This window comes from Mycobacteroides franklinii (assembly GCF_001853795.1).
Taxonomy (GTDB): domain Bacteria; phylum Actinomycetota; class Actinomycetes; order Mycobacteriales; family Mycobacteriaceae; genus Mycobacterium; species Mycobacterium franklinii.
In genome coordinates this window covers 1687428-1705406 of sequence record NZ_MLIK01000019.1, presented here as the reverse complement: position 1 = coordinate 1705406, position 17979 = coordinate 1687428, and the positions used below count along the sequence as shown (strand labels likewise).

Genomic DNA, 17979 nt, shown 5'->3' with positions numbered 1-17979 from the left:
CCGCGCCATCTCTCGTGAGAGGCCGCAGCATGTCCAAATTGATCCCGAAGTTTTCCGACGTACAGGCCCACTACGACCTGTCCGATGACTTCTTCGCACTGTTTCTCGACCCCAGCAGGACATACAGCTGTGCGTACTTCGAACCCGAAACGCTGACGCTCGAACAGGCCCAACAGGCCAAGATCGATCTTGCGCTCGGGAAGTTGAACCTGGAGCCGGGAATGACGCTGCTGGATGTGGGATGCGGCTGGGGCGCCACCATGAAACGTGCGCTGGAACGCTATGACGTGAATGTCATCGGCCTGACGCTCAGCAAGAATCAGTGCGCATACGTCAACACTCTCCTGCGCTCCGCGAAAAGTTCGCGCGACTACGAGGTCCGGTTGGCCGGGTGGGAGGAATTCGAGGGCACCGTCGACCGAATTGTCAGCATCGGCGCCTTCGAGCATTTCGGCCACGAACGGTATGACAGCTTCTTCGCGATGGCGCACCGGGCACTGCCCGACGACGGAAAGATGTTGCTGCACAGCATTGTCAGCTATCACCCCGAGGAATTGAAGCGGATGGGCATTCCGCTCCTGATGTCACGGGTCCGATTCATGCATTTCATGCTCACCGAGATATTCCCCGGCGGCCGTTTGCCTTCCGTGCCGATGGTGGACGAGCATGCGGCGCGGGCGAACTTCCGCATTACCCGTCACCAACTCCTGCAGCCCCACTATGCACGCACCTTGGACTGCTGGGCCGAGAACCTGGTCGCGCACAAAGATGAAGCGATCGCGCTTCAGTCCCAAGAGGTTTACGACAGGTACATCAGATACCTGACGGGATGTGCCGACGCGTTCCGGGAAGGCTGGATCGACGTCGTTCAGTTCACCTGCGAGAAGTAGTCGTCGACCAAGTCCTGCACCGCACCGGCCACCCGGCCCTTGTCGACGGGCACCAGCCCGATCCGGGTACGCCGGTCCAGAATGTCGTCGGTGTCGAGCGCGCCCTCATGGGTGAGGGCGAATTCGACCTGTTCTCGGGTGATGTCGAGGCCGTCCACCAGCGGAGTACCCACGGCACCCGGCCAATCGTCCACGACCGCCAGGTTCTGTGTCACGCACTCCGAGGCGGCCAGCGGACGCCGTTCCAGCCCCGCGTCCAACGCGTCCTCGGCCATCTTGCGATAGGTGGTCAGCTTGCCGCCCACCACACTGACCACCCCAGATGCCGACACCCGCACCGCGTGCTTTCGGGACAGGTCCGCGGTCGCGGAATCATCACCGTCGAGCAGCGGCCGCAGGCCCGCGAAACGCCCCGCCACATCCGCTTCGGACAATGACGTCTGCAGCACCGTGTTGACCGTATCGAGCAGGAATTTCTCCTCTGCCGCAGAGGGTTCGGCCACATCAGGCACCGGCCCCGGCGCCGGTTCGTCGGTGAGCCCCAGGTACACCCGATCGTGGATGGCAGGCAATGCGAAGACGAATCGGTTGATGGTGCCGGGCACCGGTACCGTCAGGGCCGCGGTCAGGCCGCCGAAACTCGCCGCCCGAAACACCAAGTGAGTCCCGCGACTCGGGCGCAGCTTGATATCACCATCGACCTGGCCCGCCCACACTCCGGCGGCGTTGATGACGAGACCTGCCTGTACCGCAACGGTATTGCCGGTCAGCTCGTCACGTAGCACCGCACCATCACCGGTCACCTGCTCGGCCGACACCCGAGTGAGGATCCGAGCACCCAACCCGGCCGCTGTGCGCGCGATCGACACCACCAACCGCGCATCGTCGATGAGCTGGCCGTCAAAGGCCATGAGTCCACCGCGAAGTCCGTTGCGCCGCACCGTCGGCGCGCGACGAATCACTTCGCCTGCATCGATGGCGCGCGAGCGCGGCAGCACATCGGCCGAGGTATGCGCGAGCATGCGCAGCCCGTCACCGGCGACGAATCCCACCCGTACCAAGGTCCGACCGAACATGCTCACCGCCGGGTGCAGCGGCACCACCTGGGCGAGCGGGTGGATCAGATGTGGGGCCGTGCGAGTCATCAAGATGTGGCGCTCGATCGCGCTCTCCCGCGCGATGCCCACCTGACCCGAGGCGAGATAACGCAATCCGCCGTGTACCAGTTTCGAGCTGAATCGGCTTGTCCCAAAGGCTAAGTCGTGCTTCTCGACCAACGTGACGCGCAGGCCGCGGCTCACCGCGTCAAGTGCCACCCCGACGCCGGTGATACCGCCACCGATGACCAGCACGTCGACCGGGGTACCGCCGTCAAGGGCGGCGAGGTCGGCACTGCGCCGGGTGCTGTTGAGCTGGTTTGTCATGAATTCTCCTAGAGGGGCAGATCAAGCCTTGAGATATCCGTCGATGGCGGTGGCCAACTCGTTCACCAGCTCATCCGGCGAGAGGATGTCCGCGACGATGCGCGCCGACTGCAACACGGATTGGCCGATGAGCAGCACCATCGCCGCCAGCTGTTCTGGGGAGCCGGCACGAATCGATCCGTCGGCCTGCCCTTCGGCGATGAGCATCGCCGTCCAACCGATGAGTGCACGCTGGCTGGTGCCCAACCGCTGCACGATGTAGGTCAGCAGCAGTTCGGGATCCGATCGCAGGATCGCGGCGAATATCGAATGCTCGCGCACCTGCGTCACCAGGCCCGTCACCGACTGGACCAGCCGATCGCGCGCGCACCCCTGCCCGGTCGCGGGCAGGATCGAGCCCATCTCCCGCGTGAGCAGCTCGGCAACCAGGGAGCGCACATCTGACCAGCGCCGATACACCGACGGGCGGCTAACCCCGGCACGCTTGGCGACCTCGACCAACGTGGTGCGACGCACCCCGTACTCGGTGACACAGGACAACGCGGCATCGAGGATGCGTTCGGTCACGGGGTCGGCCGGTACGTCAGCGGGGTCGGCGACGTCCGTCGTCTGGACCATCATGTCACCTCACCCTCAGCCAAGAATTCTGCGTTACAACTTGCCATTGTATGTAATACTGTAACGCATGATGGAGTGGGACGCCTGGGGCGTGGCCGAAAAACGACAGACTCTCTCGCCTCAGGTGAAGACGCTCTTGGCGTCGGCACTGGGCATTCCCGAACGGGATCCCGTCAGCCGCGATGAATCGGCGGTCACCCTCTCCCCCAGCGCGCTCACCGCAGAACAACTGGCAGCTCTGCGCGACCTACTCGGCGCGGAGCATGTGAGCACCGATCACGGTGCCCGGCTGCGCCATTCGGGCGGCAAGAGCACTCCCGACCTGCTGCGCCGCCGCTCCACCGGCGTACAGGACGCCCCCGACGCCATCGTCTATCCGGCCTCACACGACGAGGTGTCCGCACTTCTGGGTCTCTGCGGCAAGCAGGCCATCGCGGTCGTTCCGTTCGGCGGCGGTACCAGCGTGGTCGGCGGCCTGGACCCCGAACGCGGTGGGTTCACCGCCGTCGTCGCCATCGATCTGCGACGGATGTCGGGTCTGGTCTCCCTCGACGAGGTATCGGGAACCGCCGTGCTGCTGCCGGGAACGACTGGCCCCGAAGCCGAGGAACTCCTTGGCACCAAGGGATTTTCACTCGGGCACTTCCCGCAGAGCTTCCGTTTCGCGAGCATCGGCGGATTCGCCGCCACCCGCTCGTCCGGGCAGGCCTCCAGCGGTTACGGCCGCTTCGACGCAATGGTGGACGCCGTCCGGATCGCCACCCCGCGCGGCGACCTCAACCTGGGTAGGGCACCCGCTTCGGCCGCCGGGCCGGACCTGCGCCAGCTCTTCCTGGGATCCGAGGGGGCACTCGGCATCATCACCGAGGTCACGGTGCGTGTGCACCGGCTCCCCGAGGACACCTGGTACCAGGGCTGGTCCTTCCCCTCCTTCGAAGCCGGCGCACAGGCGCTGCGCACCCTCGTCCAGTCCGACGCGGCGCCCACCGTGCTACGTCTGTCCGATGAGGCCGAAAGCGGGCTAAACCTGGCTCTGGCCAAGGATATTGGCGGAAAGAACCCTGCGGCCGGGGTGCTGGCCATCACCACCGTCGAGGGCACGCACGGGCATGTCGTGGCCAAGTCGGCCGAAGTGTCCGCCGTCCTCGCCACGGCAGGCGGCATCGCTCTCGGCGACGAGCCGGGCAAGGCCTGGGACCACGGCCGTTTCGACGCGCCGTATCTGCGCGATGCGCTCATCGACGCCGGTGCGGTGGTGGAGACGTTGGAGACCGCGACGTCGTGGCAGAACCTCACCAACCTGCGCACCGCCGTCACCACGGCACTCACGGAAGCGCTTGGCGCCCAGGGCACCCCGCCACTGGTCTTGTGCCACATCTCGCACACCTACCGCACCGGAGCATCGCTGTACTTCACCGTGGTCTGCGCGGCCGCCGAAGATCCGCTGACCCAGTGGGGCAAGGCGAAGAAGGCTGCAGGCGACGCCATCGTCGCGGCGGGCGGCACGATCACACACCATCACGCCGTCGGGCGCGACCATCAACCGTGGCTCGCCGATGAGATCGGTGAGCTCGGTGTGGAGATCCTGCGGGCGGTGAAGCGGACCGTCGACCCGCAAGGAATCCTCAACCCCGGCAAGCTGATTCCCACACAGGCGTAACCGTGACGCACCTGACCGTTCTGACTAACCCCACTGCGGGCCACGCCGCGGCACAGGCGGCCGAAGCGGCCATCCAGCATCTGCGTGCACGTGGCCTCACGGTGACTCATCACGCCGCCTCGTCTGCATCTGAATCACACGCGCTCGCACAGGAAGCCGCGCGCACGGGTGCACGCGGAATCGTCGCGGCCGGCGGCGACGGTCTGGTGAGCATCGCGCTTCAAGCCGTCGCGTCCACCCCGATAGCGCTCGGTGTGATCCCCATCGGCACCGGGAACGACTGCGCCCGCATGCTGGACATCCCCCTGGGCGACCCTGTCGCCGCGGCCGAGGTGATCGCCACCGGCAACATTCGGGTCATCGACGCCGGCCGCATCCAATATGACGGGACCACAACGTGGTTCGCCACTGTCGTAGCCTCCGGATTCGACTCCTTGGTCAATGACCGAGCGAACCGGATGCGCTGGCCGCGTGGCCGTCGCCGCTATGACATCGCCATGGCGCTGGAGGCCGCGAAGCTGAGGCCCCTACCGTTTCGCATCGAGTTGGACGATCAGGTGATCGAGACCGATGTCACCCTCGTCGCGGTCGGGAACGGAACCTCATACGGCGGTGGAATGCGCATCTGTCCGGGCGCCGTTCTGGACGACGGACTGCTGGACGTGACGGTGGTCGCGGCCGGTGGGCGGTTGCGGCTGTTGCGCCTGTCCCCCACCGTCTACAAGGGCACCCATGTCGACCTACCCGAGGTGAGCACCTTCCGGTCGCGGCGAGTCCGGCTGTCCGCCGCCGACATCACCGCCTATGCCGACGGCGATCCCGTCGCGCCGCTGCCGGTCGATATCGAAGTGGTTCCCGGCGCCCTGAGCGTCTTCACCTAGCCGATCTTCTGCGCGAACAGGAACGCCGAATGCGGCGTCGCGTCGGGCAGATCGGCGGGGATGCTGCGGCCGTGACGCTCCAGTAACGCGGGTGTTGTCTCGCTGGTCACCTGCCATCGGTGTCCGGCGAGGAACTCGCCGGCGTCGGTGCGCTCCTCCAAGTACCACAGGTCGGCGACATCGGGAATGTCTTGGCCCTGGAGATGTTCGGCGGCACGCCGAAACGCCTGTCCGCGTTCGCGTTGCCGCGCAAGGGTTTCCGGATTGAAGAAATCTTCGCCGAAGTTCTCCACGGCGATGCGGCTGCCCGGTGCGCTCAGCGCCTCCACGCGCTCGAAAAGCAGATCCTGTGCCGCGGGCGGCAGATACGGCAATAGGCCCTCGGCAATCCAGGCCGCCGGCCGGTCGGAATCAAACCCGTTGGCCTCCAATGCGGCAGGCCAATCGTCGCGCAGATCAACCGCCACGGGAACGTGACGAACACGTGCTGCGGCGCCCTGCGCGTCCAGGGTGTCGGCCTTGAAGGCGAGAACCTTGGGGAGATCCAGCTCGAACAACACCGTATCGGCGGGCCAGTCGAGCCGCCAGGCGCGGGCGTCGAGCCCGGCAGCCAGAATCACCGCCTGGCCAATCCCGGCCTGACCCGCCTCGCGGAAGAAATCGTCAAAGAACTTGGTGCGGCACGCGACGTAGGACCGCATCGCGGCAATGCGCTCGACCAATCGGGGCTCGGCCTCCAGCAGGGCGGCAGGTGGCTCCCCGTCGAAGCGATACATACTCCAGACGCCCTCGCCCGCGGCCGTGAGGAAATGACCGGCGTACGGGTCACTGATCAACGGGTTTGCGCTACGGGTTTCCGCGTCTCGGGCACTGGCCACTCCCAACGCCGTGCTGCCCACACTTTCGGTGATTTCCCAGCTGTCTCCGTCACTTCGCGCCATGAGTTCCTTTGTACGCCGGCCCGGATAGTGCGACGGTGATACGCGTGCATCGTCGGTGTCGGCGCGGACCCCTCGAACCGCGCAATCCACCACTACAGACCAGCACGACGCGCCCGGAAGAGTCACAGACGACAAGCTGGCACTATTTATAGAACAGCACGATATATTTGTCCAGCAATTCCAGGGATTGAGACATACGTTGACGGACCACACCAGCGCCGCCGAGCCGGGACGTGGCCGCGGTCGGCCCATCAAGGACGGCAAGACGTCCGCGGAAGTACGGTCGAACCTGCTCGACGCCACCGAGCGGGTGCTGGCCCGGGTAGGCGTCACCGCGCTCAGCATGGGTGCCGTCGCCCGGGAGGCGGGCTACAGCCGCGGCGTCGTGTATCGCTACTTCGACAATCGGGACGAGGTACTCGACGCCCTCGTCGTGCGCAGGGCCACAACGAATATCGCGGAGACGGCTCCCCGGCTGATGGCACTGGGCGACTGGTCCGAGATGGTCGTCGAATCGATGGTGATCGTCGCGACAGAGACCACACAGGACCCTTTGCTCCGCGCGCTGGTGGACCCGGACGGTAGCCACACCACCGCCGCGAGCCTGATATTCGGCTCACCGGGGCTGAACCAGATGCTCACCTCGCTCTACGAGTCGATGTTCAGCAGCGGACTCGCACCGCTGCGCGAAGGGCTCAGCGCACACGATGCCTCGCGCTATGTGCTGTCGGTGGTCATGAGCCTGCTCTCCGGCTCCATACCGGGCTGCGACGATCCCGATCAGGTGCGACGGTATGTCCGCACCTTTGTTCTTCCGGCGCTGCTCCAGACGCCACCGCCGCCACAACAGGTCTTCACATAATCGGCGGCAGATGTCTGATCGGTGGTGCGCGGTTCGTCAGACAGGTAGAGAGTGGATCGCAGAGTTCCGCTCACTGACTCAGACGGAGGGCTCCACCATGTACTACCTTGCGCTGCTGATCGGTCCCGAGCGGGCCCGGACACCCGAAGAGGGCGCCCAAGAGATGGTTGAATACCAAAACTTTCACGCCAAGGCGGCATCGGCGATCCACGCCGGTGACGCGTTGTTCCCCGTCGCCGAGGGCGTCCGAATCAGCGGCGCGCCCGATGCCCGCGTCATCACCGACGGGCCGTTCGCCGAGGGCGCCGAGGTGGCCGGCGGCTACTATGTGCTGGAGGCCGAGAACCTGGACGACGCGTTGACGTTGGCCCGAGACATACCGGAGGCCAAACATGGCGCGGTCGAGGTCTGGCCGCTCATCCATTGCTCACAAGAGTTCGACGGGCAGGGTGCCACCAACTGGCTCGCGCTGCTCATAGAGCCTCGCGACGAGGCCTTGCTGCCCGGCACCCCCGAGTGGGAGGCGGTGGCGGACAAGCACGGAGCGTTCCGCACCCGGGCCGGCGACCACATCAAGCTCGCCGGGCCGTTGCATCCCCCGTCGACCGCGACCACCGTACGGGTACGTGACGGCGAGGTGTTGCTCACCGACGGCCCCTACATCGAGGGGGCCGAGATCGCGAACGGTTTCTACGTATTGACCACCGATGATCGCGACCAGGCCATCGAACTCGCCGCGCACCTGCCCGCATCCACCGTGGAGCTGCGTCAGCTGACCGGTGTGTCGGGCCTCTAGCGACGCATGACCGACCTGGACGGCGTCTTTCGACGGGAGTGGGGACCAACCGTCGCGGCCATCGCACGGTGGTCGGGCGACCTCACTGTCGCCGAGGACGCTGTCCAGGAAGCGTGCACCGATGCCCTGCGGACCTGGCCGCGCGACGGCATACCCGCGAACCCGGGCGGTTGGTTGTTGACGGCCGCACGGAACCGGGCACGTGATCGTCTGCGGCGCGAAACACTACGTCCGGGAAAGGAACTGGCGGCTATGGTCCCCAACATCGCTGACGTCACCGCCCGGACCGACGTCTCCGATCCCCATCCCGTGCGCGACGACGAGCTGCGGATGATGTTCACCTGCGCCCATCCCGCCCTGGAGCGCACATCACAACTCGCCCTGACATTGCGGTTGGTGTCTGGCCTGACCGTTGCCGAGATCGCCCGGGCATTGCTGCACAGCGAAGCGGCAATAGGTCAACGAATCACTCGCGCCAAGAACAAGATTCGCACGGCCAATATCCCCCTGCGGGTGCCGCCCGCCGAGCTGCTGCCCGAACGCACGCCCCACGTGCTCAGCTGTATCTATTCGGTCTTCACCGAGGGCTACTGGTCCACGGGCGGACCGTCGGCCATCCGCGACGAGTTATGCGACGAGGGTGTGCGGTTGGCCGGAGAACTGTGCAAGCTCATGCCTCAGGAGCGGGAAGCCAACGCGCTGGCCGCACTTGTGTTACTTCATGATTCCAGACGCCTGGAACGGATGGGCGGCGACGGCGCACTGGTTCCGCTGGAGGAACAGGACCGTACTCGGTGGGATCGCGATCGTATTTCCCGTGGGCTGGGCCAGCTGCGGCAGGCGGCGGGCTCCGCCGGGCCGTATCTGCCCCAGGCGGTCATCGCCGCCCTGCACGCCACCGCACCATCGTGGGAGGAAACCGATTGGCATGCCATCTGCCTGGCCTATGACCGGCTGGTGACCATGACGGATTCGCCGGTGGTGCTGGTGAATCGGGCGCTGGCCATCGGACTGCGCGACACCCCGGAGAACGGGCTGGCCGCTCTGGAGAAGGTCGCCCATGATCCGCGCCTGACGAGATCCAATCTGGTGGCCACTGTGCGCGCCGATCTGCTCCGGCGCGCGGGACGCAATGCCGAGGCAATTGACTGGTATCGAACGGCACTGTCCGCCAACGGCTCCGACCCTGGACGGGAGTTCCTGCGGCGCCGCATCGCCGAATGTGAGACCAGCCTCCGCTAGCCGGGAACTACGAGGAACCAACGACCCCCTCCAGCCAGTGACCGATATCGCGGTGTACCCAGTCCTTCTCCGGCTCGTTGAGGATTTCGTGACGCCCACCCGCATAGAAGCGGTATTCGAGGCGCCGATGACCTTCTGCCATGTATCGGGTGATGAGACCCTGGATCGTCTCGGTGCGACCGCCCACCGGATCCTCCGATCCGGCGACAATGAGAATCGGCAGCTCCGAGGGGATCCGCGACTCGTTCCCCGGCTCCCACAGGGAGTGGAATCCCTTGATCACCGAATATGTCATCGCATTGGAAAACGGTTTGCCACACAAGGGGTCTGACTGGAACGTGCGGATCTCTTCGGCATCGCACGTCTGCCACTCCGAGCCGGTGGGCGTGACCCCATCGGGCACAAACGGTGCGTTGAACTGCGCCAGGAGCGCGCCGAAGAATTCACTCGGCGCCATCGCCTGCGGCCCGGCGGCCACTGCCTCCAGCTGGGCTATGGCCTCGCGATAAGCCTCTTCCGTGAGACCCGGCACCGCACCCAGCGTGCCGCACAGCACCGCCCCCGCCAGCAGATCGCCGTGATTCTCGATGTGGGACTGCGTCAATGCCGAACCCATGCTGTGCCCGAAGGCAATCAACGGCAGACCGGGATTCTGCGCACGGGCGATGTCTGCGAGCTGCTTGATATCCGCGGTCATGTCGTCCCAGGCCGTGACTCCGAGCTGCCCCAGCCCCGCCGGGCCGGCTGTCTGTCCGTGCCCGCGCAGGTCCAAGGCGTAGACCACGCACCCGCGCGCCGCGAGGAATCGGGCCAGCCGGTCGTACCGAGCACTGTATTCGGCAATGCCATGCGTGATCTGCACGGCGGCCCGCAGGCCGACCCCGCACGGTGGCTGCCATGTGCGGTACCAGATCACCATCTGGTCCACGTCGGAAGCGAACGTGGAAAATGTAGGCCCACCAACAGCGTTCGTGTCGACCGCGGTCAGATTCTCGCTCATGACGATCCCTTCTCTCAGGCTATTTCTTCGGCGTACTTGCGCGCGTAGATCGCGTAAAGCACGGTGTCTTCAGCCTCCTCGACGGCCGAGATCGCGATATCTACCGCGTAGGCCGCGTCTGATTCGGCGATATCGGCCTCCCGTGCGGCGAGCCTCGCATCAATCTTGCGTTCCTTCTGGCTGAGGTCGATCTTGACCTTCGCCATCTGCGCTCTCCAGGTCCCACTCAACTCGGACCACGACGAGCTGGCCTTGGCCGCCGCCCTATCGGCCTTGGTTTCGAGTTGCTCAGCGCGCGCGGCCGCCCGATCTATGTCGTCGCGCAGTTGCTCCCGCGTCTTGCCCCAGGCGTCCTCGGCCGTGCGCTCGGCGGCACGAGCCCGCTCGACGATATGCGAAAACCGATCGACACCCATGGCGCGAGGCTCCTTGCTGTCGAAGAATTGCACGTCATTCAAAATGCGGCGAAACGCCGGTCCCTATTTTCAGCCATGCGAAAGGAATGCGCATCCGAAAAGGCCGGCACCGGCACGGCCGATTTTCGATTCGGATGTGGTGACACTGTCAACAAAATCAACGAAGACGTTGGCAAATCGCCGAAGATCACCAGTTTGACGACATTTCCCCTCATGAGGGCCCTACGATCGCGCCCGTCGGCCCTAATAACAGCAAGTTAACACGATCCGCGATCCACCCTCTTCGCGCCAGTATTGCTCATTTCGAAACTATCTATTGCCCACGGGGAAATAATGAAGGACCGGAAAGATAATCGCTCCGCCTCAACCCGATATGATCAGTCCCGTGGGTCTCCAGAGTCTTGACGTATACGACCTTCGGTGCTTTGTCGCTGTGGCAACAACGCTGAATTTCACACAAGCCGCACGGGATCTGCATGTCTCCGCCCCACCTCTGAGCCGACGGATCCGCGACATGGAACGGCTGTTGGACGTCAAGCTGTTTGTCCGCGATACCCGTCGAGTCACACTGACCGCGGAAGGCGCACGACTACTGCCCGCGGCGCGCCGCATACTCGCCCAATTCGACGAGTTGCCGTCCATTGTGTCTCCGGAACCCACAACATCCACCCGGCCCATTGCCTACGGCGTGCCGCCCTGGCTGCACCCGGATCTGCGCGCGGCGTTGGCGGATCTCGAGAAGGTACACGCGGGCAGCTTCACGTTGAGGAAGTGGCCACGGGGCAGCGCAGAGATCATTTCCGCTCTCCAGCGGGGGGATATCGCGTTCGGGTTGGCCCGCCCGCCGTTCGATTCGGTGGGGTTGGTCAGAACAGTTGTGCACGAAGAGCCTTTGGGCGCTGTACTTTCCAAGGCTCGGTACGGAGCCAGATCGTCGATATCGACATCCGAACTGGCCGACCTCAACTATGTGACCGCCCGGCGAGACACCGATACCGAGTATCGCCAGCAGGTGGACCATGCGCTGGAATCCGCGGGGGTACCCCGGCGCGAAAACGTCGACCCCGGCGACTATGTGGGCGCGGCCGATATCATCAGCGTGGGCGACGGGTTCGCCATCGCGCCGCTCTCCCCGGTCAGTGGCGGCCGGATGTACAACCTCGCCGACGACATCTGCATACCCATCAACGATCTGGACCTGACCCTGGTCACCTGTTTGGTATGGCAGGCCAGCCTGGCCGAGCACGATCAAGAGGTCCGGGACATCATCGACTCGGCGGTGGCCCTACTGCGCAGGCCTCCCACTCCACAGCGCGCCGACTCGGCGACGGCCTAGCGGCTACGGCAGCGGAGCCGACCACACCAGCCGGGTACCACCGGTGTCCATCGCCGAGACACTGAACGTGCCACCCGACTCCGCGGCGCGGTTCGCGAGCCCGCTCAATCCACTGCGGGCCACCACTTCCGGTATCCCGATGCCGTCGTCGACCACCTCGATCACCAACTCGTCGTCAACCGACACGGTCACGGACAACTCTTTGGCGCGCGCATGCCTGACCACATTGCTCACGGCCTCACGCATCACTGCCTCGGCATCGCCCGCGGTGCCGGCGGGTATCACATCCAGCGGCCCGCTCATGCGCACAGATACCCGCAGCCCGGTGTCTGCCGTGAGCTCATTGATGGTGGAACGTAGTGTGGCACGCAAGGATTCGTCATTGGTGTGCAAATCGAAGATCGCGGTCCGGATCTCCTGGATCACCTCATGCAGCTGGTCGATATGGTCGGCGAGCCGGGCCGCCACTGTCGGATCCACCGACCGGCGGTGAGTGCTCTGCATGGCCAGGCCGACGGCGAACAACCGCTGAATGACGTGGTCGTGCAGATCACGCGCGATGCGATCGCGATCTGCCAGCACGTCCAATTCGTGTTTGGCCAAACGGACCTCGGCCTGTTCCAAGGCCAGCGCCGCCTGCCCCGCGAAGGAGGCCGCCATATCGAGCTGCTCCTCGTCGAAGGCGATCGCTCTGACCGTCCGTAGCAGGATGAGTACCCCTGCCGTCGACTCCCCTCCCCCGAGCGGAAGGACCAGCGCGGGCCCGAAAGCCAGGCCCGTCCCCTCGGCCAAGTTCACCGCGAGTCGGCTCACATTCCGGGGCTCGTGATCGACAAAGGTACTTCCCGAGGTCGAGCCGTCAACCGGAATCACCTTGTCGATCAGCACATCCGCACCGTCACCCTCGCACACCGCCACCACCAGCTCATCGGTGTCTTCCCCGTCACCGACGGGCAGCGCGATGAATGCGAAGTCCGCCTCCGCGAGCAGCGCCGCACTGGATGCCACCAGGTGCAGCGCCTTGCCCGGGTCCACACCCCTAAGCAGTTCGGCGGTGATATCGGCGGTCGCCCGCTGCCATTGCTCACGACGGCGCGCATGCTGATAGAGACGCGCATTCTCTATCGCGATACCTGCGGCACCCGCGAGCGCACGCACCACCACCTCGTCGTCCTCGGTGAACTCCTGCCCGTCGAGCTTCTCGGTGAGATACAGCCGTCCGAACACCTCGCCGCGCACCTGTACGGGCACACCCAAAAAGGTCCGCATGGGCGGGTGGTTCGCAGGGAATCCGACCGAGGCCGGGTGCGCAGCGATGTCCCGCAGCCGCAGCGGCTTGGCCTCGTCGATCACCACACCGAGCACACCGTGGCCCGTAGGCAGCGGGCCGATCATGTCACGGGTGGCCTCGTCGATACCCTCGTAGACGAACTCCGCCAGCTTCTCATCCGAGCCCACCACACCGAGTGCGCCGTATCGGGCGCTGACGAGTTCAGATGCCGCACAAACGATTTCCCGCAGGGTCGCATCCAGTTCCAGCCCAGAGCTGACGGCCATGACGGCGTCCAGCAGGGCATCCATGCGCCCGCGGGTACCGTCGACAATCTGCTCGATCCGGCCCTGCACCTCCGCGAGGAGTTCACGCAGCTGCAAATGGGCAAGCTCGGCCGTCACCCGATTGGGTTGCGTACCAACGTCCTCTACCACAATTGAACTTTCGCACACCTTGACCCCGGGTGAATACCAACCCGTCAGCCGTGCTGCCCCTGGTTCTCGCGCGCGAGTTTGGTCGCCAGGACTGCGACCTGGGTACGCCGTTCAAGGTCCAGCTTGGTGAGCAGGCGCGAAACATAGTTCTTGACCGTCTTCTCCGCCAAGAACATTCGCTCCGCGATCTGGCGGTTGGTCAGCCCCTCGCCGATCAGCTCCAGCAATGTCCGTTCCTGCGCGGTGAGACCGGCCAGCGGAGACGGGTTGTCCGCCGCGGCGCGCAGCTTGTTCATCAATGCGGCGGCGGCCCGGTTATCCAGCAGCGAGCGTCCCGCTCCGACGGTGCGGACCGCGGAGATCAGCTCCATGCCCTTGATGTCCTTGATGACGTAACCGCCGGCACCCGCCATGATCGCGTCGAGCATGGCATGTTCGTCGGTGAACGAGGTGAGCATCAAGCAGTTGAGATTCGGCAGCCTGGACCGCAATTCACGACATAGCTCGACCCCGTTACCGTCGGGCAGCCGGATATCCAGCACCGCGATATCGGGTTGTAGCGCCGGGATGCGTGCCATCGCCTCGGCGACCGAGGACGCCTGCCCGATCACCGAGAAATCCTCTTCCTCTTCGAGCAGGTCAGCCAGGCCGCGGCGCACTACCTCGTGGTCGTCGACCAGGAACACTGTGATCATGTCCGTTTTCCTTCCACCCGCCGCCCCCAGTGTGGCACCGGCAGAACATACCGACATGGCATTCCTTCCCGTCGTACCCCGCTGGTTCCACGGTAGGACGGAACCAATCTCAGCGGCTACGGTCTTTGGTCCCTAAACGGCGCAAGCCCCCATTTCCGGCTCGGCGCCAGGGAATGGGGGCTTGTGCGGTAAGCGTTCCGAAGGCTCTTAGACCTCCAGGAAGTTCCGGGTCACGGCCGGGTCGACCTGGATGCCCGGGCCGGTGGTGGTGCTGACGACGACCTTCTTCAGGTAGCGCCCCTTGGCCGACGACGGCTTGGCACGCAGGATCTCGTCGAGGACCGCTCCGTAGTTCTCCGTCAGCTTCTCGGCGTCGAAGGACGCCTTGCCGATGATCAGGTGAAGGTTGGAGTGCTTGTCGACGCGGAAGTTGATCTTGCCGCCCTTGATGTCGGTGACGGCCTTGGCCACGTCGGGGGTCACGGTGCCGGTCTTGGGGTTCGGCATCAGACCGCGCGGGCCCAGGACACGAGCGATACGACCGACCTTGGCCATCTGATCCGGGGTGGCGATGGCGGCGTCGAACTCGAGCCACCCGCCCTGGATCTTCTCGATCAGGTCGTCGCTACCGACAACATCGGCGCCGGCGGCAGCAGCCGCTTCGGCCTTGTCACCCACCGCGAAGACGATGACGCGAGCGGTCTTACCGGTACCGTGCGGAAGGTTCACGGTGCCGCGGACCATCTGGTCAGCCTTGCGGGGGTCGACGCCGAGGCGCATCGCGACCTCAACAGTGGCGTCGTACTTCTTGGACGAGGTCTCCTTGGCCAGCTTGGTGGCCTCAAGAGGGCTGTACAGTTTGTCGCGGTCCACCTTTTCGGCGGCCTCGCGATATGCCTTGCTGTTCTTGCTCATTGGTATCCAATCAATTGTTGGTTCGTGGTCGTACAGGCCGAAGCGGGCCTTACCACTGGGTTATGCGGATTACTCGCTGCCGTGTCTATTCGACGGTGATGCCCATCGAGCGCGCGGTGCCGGCAATGATCTTGGCGGCGGCGTCGATGTCGTTGGCGTTGAGGTCTTCCTTCTTCGTCTCGGCGATCTCGCGCACCTGATCCCAGCTCACCTTGGCGACCTTGGTCTTGTGCGGCTCACCGGAACCCTTGGGCACACCGGCGGCCTTCAACAGCAGCTTGGCGGCGGGAGGGGTCTTGAGCGCGAAGGTGAAGCTGCGGTCCTCGTAGACACTGATCTCCACGGGGATGACGTTGCCGCGCTGCGAGTCCGTCGCGGCGTTGTACGCCTTGCAGAACTCCATGATGTTGACGCCATGCTGACCGAGCGCGGGACCTACCGGCGGCGCAGGGTTGGCTTCGCCGGCCTTGATCTGAAGCTTGATCAGCCCGACGACCTTTTTCTTCTTCGGGGCCATTGGGTGTTTCCTTACTTTCCTTCCGTGTTCCGGCCGTTATTCGACCGGAGTTCTGCGGACCGTGACGCGGTCCGAAGTCTTGTTAGAGCTTCTCCACCTGAGTGAAGTTGAGCTCGACCGGGGTCTCACGACCGAAGATGGACACCAGCACCTTGAGGCGCTGCTGTTCGGCGTTGACCTCGCTGATGCTGGCGGGCAGCGTCGCGAACGGGCCATCGGTGACGGTGACCGACTCGCCGACCTCGAAGTCGACCTCGATGACGGGACGCTCCAGGCCACCCGTCTCGGCGGCCGCGGTCCCGGAGGTTTCGGCTGAACCACCCTTGGTGGCCTTCTTGGCCGGGGTCTGCGGGAGCAGGAACTTCACCACATCGTCGAGCGACAGCGGCGACGGGCGCGAGGTCGCGCCGACAAATCCGGTGACGCCGGGGGTGTTGCGAACCGCACCCCACGACTCGTCGTTCAGTTCCATCCGGACCAGGATGTAGCCGGGCAGCACCTTGCGGTTGACCTGCTTGCGCTGACCATTCTTGATCTCGGTGACCTCTTCGGTGGGCACCTCGATCTGGAAGATGTAGTCGCCGACATCCAGGTTCTGCACACGGGTCTGCAGGTTGGCCTTGACCTTGTTTTCGTATCCGGCGTACGAGTGAACGACGTACCACTCGCCCGGCTCGCGGCGCAGCTGCGCCTTCAACGTGACGGCCGGGTCGGCGTCCTCGTCAGCCTCCACCTCGGCGCCCGACTCTTCCGAAGACGACTCAGTCGGCTCGGGCGCAGCGCTGGTTTCGGCCTCGTCGATCACGTCGACCGACGCAGCCGTGTCAGCGGTGTCCTCTGGCTCGCTCGTAGCGTCGCCGTCGAAGGTCGTCACCGTTAGTCCTCTCTCGTCTTTCTATTACCCGAACACCAGCATGACCAGCCGGGCCAGGCCCAGGTCAATCACGCCGATCAGGGTCACCATGAACACCAGGAAGACCAGCACCACCGTGGTGTAGCTGACCATCTGCTTGCGGTTCGGCCAGATGACCTTGCGCAGCTCAGCGACCACCTGCTGGAGAAACACCCAAAGCTGGACCAACGGATTGCGCGATGGCCCCGTCTTGTCCTTCTTCGCGGCAGGCTTCCGACTGTTCTTCCCAGCCTTCTTCTTCACCTCACCGGTCTCGGAGGCACCAGATTCGGTGAGCTCCGTAGCCGCGGTCGAGGAATCAGCACGGCGGGTCCGCTTACCCGTCGGGCGAAGCGGCTTGGTCGAGGCGACGGCCCGGTCGCTATCGGCGGTGCCGATGTCGGGCTCGTCTAGCTCGTCGCTCATTCCCTTCCGTACCTCTCTGTTTCCCTAGTGCTTACTCCAGGGTGTTGCAGGGGTGACAGGACTTGAACCTGCAACCTGCGGTTTTGGAGACCGCTGCTCTGCCAGTTGAGCTACACCCCTAAGGCTGGCACGCCAACCCGGTGGTCGGGGGCCTCACACAACACACGCGCCTCCCGAGTAGCCGACAGGCGCGTTGTGATGGGAAAACCCCGAATCTCGAGTGTACCCCGCGGCCAGCTCCAGACTGAAATTGCCCACCGATCCGACACCGATCAGCGAGCTCTCTTCTTAGATGAGCTTGATATCGGCCATTCGATCCGAGTCGCGGCCCATCAGGGTGGTGAACGCTTCCATAACCAGCTCGCCATTTTGATCGCGCACGATGTTGCGGGTGGTCACAATGTCCACGCCGAAGGCCTCCTTGTGGGAGTCGACCTGGAAGTCGCACGACAACTCATCACCCTCGGTGATGGGCTTGTGGTACACGAACTTCTGCTCGGAATGCACGATCTGCATGGTGTCCATACCGACGTCGTAGGTGCGGAAGAATTCCTTCTGCACCAGCAGCGCCATCACCGCGGGGAAAGCCAGGGGCGCGATGAGGCCGTCGTGTCCGAGTTCGGCCGCCGCCTCCGGATCGAGGCTGGCCGGGTCCACGGCCTTGACCGACTGCGCGAACTCGCGGATCTTCTCCCGTCCCACCACATAGGTCCTGGAGTACTTGTGCGTCATTCCGACGATATCGAGTTGGAGCGCCACGA

General features: G+C 64.7%; 19 protein-coding genes and 1 tRNA gene. 7 read left to right on the top strand and 13 right to left on the bottom strand.

Annotated features, from left to right (window positions below; all coding sequences use genetic code 11):
• Positions 1-29: 29 nt before the first annotated feature.
• Positions 30-890: a cyclopropane mycolic acid synthase family methyltransferase gene (locus BKG76_RS15900; RefSeq protein WP_070938468.1), complete on the top strand. Its 861-nt coding sequence runs from the start codon at positions 30-32 to the stop codon at positions 888-890.
• Here the strand turns inward: BKG76_RS15900 and BKG76_RS15895 are convergent.
• On the bottom strand, positions 869-2314 hold the full coding sequence (locus BKG76_RS15895) for a glycerol-3-phosphate dehydrogenase/oxidase (RefSeq protein ID WP_070938467.1): 1446 nt from the start codon (positions 2312-2314) through the stop codon (positions 869-871). The two genes, BKG76_RS15900 and BKG76_RS15895, sit on opposite strands and share 22 nt — an antisense overlap.
• 21 nt (positions 2315-2335) lie before the next feature.
• Positions 2336-2932 carry a TetR/AcrR family transcriptional regulator gene (locus tag BKG76_RS15890; protein ID WP_109420881.1) on the bottom strand — a complete coding sequence of 199 codons (597 nt, stop codon included), beginning with the start codon at positions 2930-2932 and terminating at the stop codon, positions 2336-2338.
• 67 nt (positions 2933-2999) lie between these two features.
• On the opposite strand from BKG76_RS15890, the gene BKG76_RS15885 reads away from it, so the two are divergent.
• On the top strand, positions 3000-4592 hold the full coding sequence (locus BKG76_RS15885; RefSeq protein WP_070938465.1) for an FAD-binding oxidoreductase: 1593 nt from the start codon (positions 3000-3002) through the stop codon (positions 4590-4592).
• 2 nt (positions 4593-4594) lie between these two features.
• The gene (locus BKG76_RS15880) at positions 4595-5473 is read left to right on the top strand and encodes a diacylglycerol kinase (RefSeq protein ID WP_070938464.1); all 879 of its coding nucleotides are present in this window, start codon (positions 4595-4597) and stop codon (positions 5471-5473) included.
• On the opposite strand, the gene BKG76_RS15875 is transcribed toward BKG76_RS15880, so the two are convergent.
• The gene (locus BKG76_RS15875; protein WP_070939279.1) at positions 5470-6414 is read right to left on the bottom strand and encodes a class I SAM-dependent methyltransferase; all 945 of its coding nucleotides are present in this window, start codon (positions 6412-6414) and stop codon (positions 5470-5472) included. The two genes, BKG76_RS15880 and BKG76_RS15875, sit on opposite strands and share 4 nt — an antisense overlap.
• A 199-nt stretch (positions 6415-6613) precedes the next feature.
• Between BKG76_RS15875 and BKG76_RS15870 the strand changes: the two genes are divergently transcribed.
• The 3 genes from BKG76_RS15870 (at position 6614) to BKG76_RS15860 (ending at position 9314) form a co-directional block, all read left to right on the top strand.
• Positions 6614-7276: a TetR/AcrR family transcriptional regulator gene (locus tag BKG76_RS15870; RefSeq protein ID WP_070938463.1), complete on the top strand. Its 663-nt coding sequence runs from the start codon at positions 6614-6616 to the stop codon at positions 7274-7276.
• Positions 7277-7373: 97 nt separating this feature from the next.
• Positions 7374-8072 carry a YciI family protein gene (locus tag BKG76_RS15865; RefSeq protein ID WP_070938462.1) on the top strand — a complete coding sequence of 233 codons (699 nt, stop codon included), beginning with the start codon at positions 7374-7376 and terminating at the stop codon, positions 8070-8072.
• A 6-nt stretch (positions 8073-8078) separates the two neighbouring features.
• A complete protein-coding gene (locus BKG76_RS15860; RefSeq protein WP_070938461.1) occupies positions 8079-9314 on the top strand; it encodes an RNA polymerase sigma factor in 1236 nt (411 codons plus the stop codon).
• Positions 9315-9321: 7 nt separating this feature from the next.
• Here the strand turns inward: BKG76_RS15860 and BKG76_RS15855 are convergent, their stop codons facing one another.
• Together BKG76_RS15855 and BKG76_RS15850 are read right to left on the bottom strand one after the other, a co-directional pair.
• The gene (locus BKG76_RS15855) at positions 9322-10314 is read right to left on the bottom strand and encodes an alpha/beta fold hydrolase (protein ID WP_083338059.1); all 993 of its coding nucleotides are present in this window, start codon (positions 10312-10314) and stop codon (positions 9322-9324) included.
• Positions 10315-10328: 14 nt separating this feature from the next.
• Entirely contained in the window at positions 10329-10763 is a 435-nt protein-coding gene (locus BKG76_RS15850; protein ID WP_083338058.1) for a hypothetical protein, read from the bottom strand.
• 340 nt (positions 10764-11103) lie between these two features.
• On the opposite strand from BKG76_RS15850, the gene BKG76_RS15845 reads away from it, so the two are divergent.
• Positions 11104-12066, top strand: coding sequence for a LysR family transcriptional regulator (locus tag BKG76_RS15845; protein WP_083338057.1), 963 nt, complete (start codon positions 11104-11106; stop codon positions 12064-12066).
• Positions 12067-12069: 3 nt separating this feature from the next.
• On the opposite strand, the gene BKG76_RS15840 is transcribed toward BKG76_RS15845, so the two are convergent.
• From BKG76_RS15840 to BKG76_RS15805, 8 genes are all read right to left on the bottom strand, one after another.
• Positions 12070-13773 (bottom strand): GAF domain-containing sensor histidine kinase, encoded by a 1704-nt coding sequence (locus tag BKG76_RS15840; protein WP_070938459.1) that lies wholly within the window; start codon positions 13771-13773, stop codon positions 12070-12072.
• Positions 13774-13817: 44 nt separating this feature from the next.
• Positions 13818-14468: a response regulator transcription factor gene (locus BKG76_RS15835; protein WP_070938458.1), complete on the bottom strand. Its 651-nt coding sequence runs from the start codon at positions 14466-14468 to the stop codon at positions 13818-13820.
• A gap of 207 nt (positions 14469-14675) precedes the next feature.
• A complete protein-coding gene (rplA, locus tag BKG76_RS15830; RefSeq protein WP_070938457.1) occupies positions 14676-15383 on the bottom strand; it encodes a 50S ribosomal protein L1 in 708 nt (235 codons plus the stop codon).
• An 85-nt stretch (positions 15384-15468) separates the two neighbouring features.
• A complete protein-coding gene (rplK, locus tag BKG76_RS15825; RefSeq protein ID WP_070938456.1) occupies positions 15469-15900 on the bottom strand; it encodes a 50S ribosomal protein L11 in 432 nt (143 codons plus the stop codon).
• A gap of 82 nt (positions 15901-15982) precedes the next feature.
• On the bottom strand, positions 15983-16774 hold the full coding sequence (gene nusG / locus BKG76_RS15820) for a transcription termination/antitermination protein NusG (protein WP_070938455.1): 792 nt from the start codon (positions 16772-16774) through the stop codon (positions 15983-15985).
• Positions 16775-16798: 24 nt separating this feature from the next.
• A complete protein-coding gene (gene secE, locus BKG76_RS15815; protein ID WP_070938454.1) occupies positions 16799-17218 on the bottom strand; it encodes a preprotein translocase subunit SecE in 420 nt (139 codons plus the stop codon).
• A 47-nt stretch (positions 17219-17265) separates the two neighbouring features.
• Positions 17266-17338 (bottom strand) — tRNA-Trp (locus BKG76_RS15810).
• A gap of 168 nt (positions 17339-17506) precedes the next feature.
• Positions 17507-17977, bottom strand: coding sequence for an FAS1-like dehydratase domain-containing protein (locus tag BKG76_RS15805; RefSeq protein ID WP_070938453.1), 471 nt, complete (start codon positions 17975-17977; stop codon positions 17507-17509).
• Positions 17978-17979 lie beyond the last annotated feature (2 nt).